This window comes from Micromonospora sp. DT47, assembly GCF_049844475.1.
In the GTDB taxonomy this organism is placed as follows: domain Bacteria; phylum Actinomycetota; class Actinomycetes; order Mycobacteriales; family Micromonosporaceae; genus Micromonospora.
Genome location: NZ_JBNCLC010000056.1, coordinates 1 through 4531, shown reverse-complemented (window position 1 = coordinate 4531; position 4531 = coordinate 1). Strand labels below are relative to the sequence as shown.

Below are 4531 nucleotides of genomic sequence, written 5' to 3'. Positions count from 1 at the left end.
CGAACAGTTCATCTACGGCATCTGAACTCGTCAAACACGACGGCGGGGCCCGGACACCACACCGGGCCCCGCCGTCGGCCGGCCAGGTTCAACCGACCAGGCCTCTCACGTGATCACGATCAGTTGTGCGATCCGTGCCTCAAGGGCGTCGCACTCGCGCGCTCGGTCAGGTAGAGGCGTCGTCCCAAGCAGCTCACGGACAGCCCGGCAGTGCTGCGCGGCCGTCTCCGTCTCGCCCAGCCAGATCGCCGCCTTGGCCTGCACGATGAGGGCGTCGCTGTGCAGTGCTCGGTAGGCGTTGCGGGAGGCGATGTGCAGCGCGCCCGTCGCCAGACGGTAGGCCTCCTCGGCGGCACCAGCCGACAGGGCGGCCTCGGCGAGGCCGATGCCCGCCTGGCATTCGAAGTACTGGAAGCCGTTGTTCCGGCTGATCGACAGGCTTTCGGTGAACCGGGCGTGGGCGTCGTTGGCGGCGCGGGTTCCCAACAGCGCGTACCCCAGTGTGTTGAGGGTGGCCGCCTCGGCGCGCAGGTTGCGTTGCTGCCGGGCGAGCCGCAAGGCCTCGGCCGCGTTGTTCACCGCGGACACCCACTCGTTCAGCTGCCGGTCGAGCTGGCTCAGCTCATCGAGTACCGACAGCTCGCGCAAGGCCGACCCGGTGCGACGGTAGTACTCGAGGGCGGCGTCGAAGTGGGCGCGTGCGGGCTCGAAGTCTTCCAGCTGCCGCAGGACCATCGCCAGGTTGTGTCGGTTCGCCATTGCCGAGAGGTGACGCGCCGACTTCTCGTTCAATCGTTGAGCCGCCTTCAGGTGACCAACCGCCTCGACGAGCTGTCCCCGCTCGTGGCACATGGTGCCCAGGTCGTTCAACGTCACCGCCCGAACGTGGTTGAATTCGGGACCGGTACCGAGATCAAGTGCCCGCTGGTAGAGCTCCTGCGCTTCGTCGAGGTGGCCCAGCTCGGCCTGCACGAGCCCGAGGTTGTGCGACAGGTAGGCCTCGCCGACGAGCCAGCCGCTGGTGCCCGCAGCGGCGATGCCGCGGCGGTAGGCATCGGCGGCGAGATGATGCTTCCCGGCTGCCCAGTGCGCCTGGCCGATGGTCTGATACATGGCAGCCTGAGCGCGGACGTCCCCTGCCGCCTCCGCGGCGGCGAGTCCTGCCTTCCCGCTCGTGAGCCAGGCGACCACGTCTCCCGAGACGAAGAAGTAGCCGCGGAGCTGGTCGGCCAACTGCCAGGACCGCGCGCCGTGTCCGTCAGCCGTGGCGGTTTCGATCGCGGCGACGAGGTTTCCCGCCTCCTCGCTGAGCCATGCCGTGGCGGAACCGAGGTCTGGGAACCGGGTCTCGGTCAGGTCGACGTCGATCGGCAACCGCACCATTTCTGCGTAGACCAGGGCCATCGCGGACACTGTCCGCGCCAGGTACCAGGCATAGAGCCGGCCCAGGGCGGCGGTCCGATCAACGGGTGTCTGCCGGATCTCACCGGCTCGCACCGCGTAGAGACGCAGCAGGTCGTGATACCGGTAGTGGTCCGCACCGCCGGGCTGGAGCAGGTTCTCCGCGACAAGGTGGTCCAGCGCCGGGTGGACCAGCCGCGGCTCGGCGCCGAGCAGCGCGGCGACCGCGTCGACCGAGAAGCCCTCACCCGGGATCAGCGCGGCGGCCTGGAAAACCTCGACCGCCGGCGACGGTAGGTCCCGGCAACTGATCGCGAAGCTGCTCGTCACGGTGCGGTCGCCGAGGCTCAGCTGTTCGAGCCGCGACCGCTCGTCGGTGAGCCGCTGCAGGACGTCGGCGATCGTACTTCTCCGGCGGCCCGCCACCCGGCCGGCCACCAGCCGCACGGCGATCGGCAACCGGCCACACGCGTCGACGAGGGCCTCGGCGTCCTTGCGCTCGGCGTGGACCCGGGCCGCCCCCAGCTTGACTCGTAGCAGGTCCAGTGCCTCGTCCGGCTCGAACACCGGCAGGAGCATCGTGACGGCGCCGTCCAACTCCTCGCACTGGCTGCGGCTGGTGACCAGGACCGCGCTTCCGCCAGGACCCGGCAGCAGCAGACGGATCTGGGCGGCGTTGTGCGCGTTGTCGAGCACGATCAGCACCCGTCGGTCGGCAAGCACGCTCCGGTAGAGCGCGGCAGCCTCGTCCTCGTCACCGGGGATGGCGCGGACCTCGACGCCGAGGGCTCTCAGCAGTCGAGCGAGCGCGTACGCGACCGGGACCGGTCGGTCATCGTTACCTCGTAAGTCGATGTAGAGCTGGCCGTCCGGAAAGTCTCGGCGTACTCCCCAGGCCGCCTTCAGTGCCAGGCTGGTCTTGCCGACACCGGCCATGCCGGAGATGACGCAGACGACTGGTGATCCGCTACTCGGATAGCGCAGCGCCCGCTCGAGCCGATGCAGTTCCTTGGCGCGGCCGCAGAAGTCCGATGGCGGCGCCGGCGTCTGCCACGGCGTGACGATCCCGGTGCCTTCCACCGGAATGCCGCCAAGTCGATCGCTCTGCCCGCTGACGATGGCCTGCCGTGCCTCGATCAACTCGGTGCCGGGATCCATGCCCAGCTCCTCGGCGAGCCGCTGACGGACACTGTCGAAGGCCTCGATCGCCGCGGCCTGCTGCCCCGCCGCAGCGAGCGCGACAACCAGCCGCGCGTGCAGCGACTCGTGCCACGGGTGCCGCCCGGCCAGTCGTCGCAGCAGCGGAAGGACCTGCCGCTGTTGGTGCACCACCTCCCCGAGGCGCGCCAGACGGACAGCAGTCTCCACGCGCTCCTCGGCGAGCGCCGTGACCAGTGGATCGCCGCTGAGTTCCAGCACGTCCTCGACGGCGTCGTCGCCGCGCCACAGGTTCAGCGCGTCGAGGAGCAGGTCGAAGGCGCGCTGGGGTGGGAGGCCCGACGAACCTGCCTCGGCCAGGCGGGACCGGTACGCCACAAGATCAAGCTGATCGCCGTCGACCTGGAGCTGGTATCCGCCCGACTCCAGCGTCACCGTCGGCGGCCGGTCCGGCTGCAGCTTCGGCTCCAACAGTCGACGGATCCGGCTCACGTGGGTCTGCACCACGTTGGCGGCGGACGGCGGCGGACGGTCTCCCCACAGCAGATGGGTCAGCTCGTCCCGGCTCACGGGCCGGCCGGGAGTCAGCGCGAGGCGCGCCAACACGACCCGGTGCCGTCCAGCACGGAGATTGGCGGGCTGACCGATCCGGGTGACCAGCAGCGGCCCCAGCACCGAGACCTGAGCCGGACCCGTCGCGTCGACACTTTCCCGCTGCGGCGGTCGCGCCAGCTGCTTGATCCGCGTGCGGTCCTCGTGGTGAAGACCCAGAGCATCCGCGAGCGCCTGCAGTGAACGTCCTCGCGGCCTCCCGCTGCGCCCCTGTTCGAGGTCGCGAACCACACCGACGCTGACCCCGGCCTGATCCGCGAGACCGGCCTGGGTCAGGCCGCGGCCGAGCCGAGCGTTCCGCAGAAGTTCAGCGAGGCTTTCATGTTCCCGATCGTCCATAACCGACTCCCCGTGCCGACGGATCGTCAGCCTAGAACCCCGCCCTGCGGGTTCTCCAGTGGCCGAATCGTCAAGACCCGCACGACGATCGATATCTGACGCCGGTATCACGGTCTGACTCCTGCGTCTGTCCGGACGGATCGGAGTACGAGATTCACTACAGGATCTGTCCCTCCAGCCGTACGTCAGGAGCGCTCTTCAGACTCTTGGCAGGCGAGGCCGTAGCCGGCCGATACACGGGAGGAGAGCACATGCAGTCTCACGCTCGACGGAGCGGTTGGTTGGCGCGTCGGTCACTTGTGCCGATCGCTGTGCTGGCCGCAGCCCTGGCCTCGACGCCGGCGGTAGCGTCAGCGACGCCTGACACTTCAGCGGTGGACGCGGCGGGGCTGGCCGCTGCCACCGTGCCGGGCGACCCGGCGCTGCCCGAGTACCCGGGCCTCTCACCGCAGGCGGGAGTGTCCGCTGCGGTGAGCACCACGCCTGTGCCGTGTGGTGACAACGGCGCCGACAAGGACATGCGCCGATCGGATGCGATCACCCGGGCACGTAGCTGGCTCAGCGTGGGGGGCGTCCCCTACAGCCAGTCTCGCTGCTACCAGAACCAGTACGGTGACTACCGCACCGACTGTTCGGGCTTCGTCTCGATGGCGTGGGGTCTCGGCGGTTCGGGGAGTGACTTCTGGACCGGAAACCTGGACACCCGATCGCACACGATCGCGCGCAGCGACCTCGCGCCGGGCGACGCCCTGCTCCGGCACACCGGGGATCCCAGCGAGAACCACGTCGCCCTGTTCGTGAGGTGGGGCGACTCCGCGCACACCGCGCCGGTGGTCATCGAGCAGACGGGCAGTGCGGACACCATCGAGCGCACCTGGACGTCCAGCTACGCCAGCCGCTACACCCCGGTCCGCTACGACAACATTCTCGAGGACGTGTCCGCGGAGGACGTTCCGATCTCGGGTGACTGGAATGGTGACGGTGTCGACACCGTCGGCGTCTTCCGCCCGAGCAACTCGAC

1 protein-coding gene and 1 pseudogene are annotated in these 4531 nt (G+C 69.4%); one reads left to right on the top strand and one right to left on the bottom strand.

The genetic code is table 11. The annotated features are described in order from the left end of the window. Window positions 1–105: 105 nt before the first annotated feature. A complete protein-coding gene (locus ACLQ2U_RS32080) occupies window positions 106–3510 on the bottom strand; it encodes a BTAD domain-containing putative transcriptional regulator (protein ID WP_425754626.1) in 3405 nt (1134 codons plus the stop codon). 374 nt (window positions 3511–3884) lie between these two features. Here ACLQ2U_RS32080 and ACLQ2U_RS32075 point away from each other — a divergent pair. Continuing rightward, window positions 3885–4531, top strand: a pseudogene (locus tag ACLQ2U_RS32075) (hypothetical protein); the annotation flags it as partial.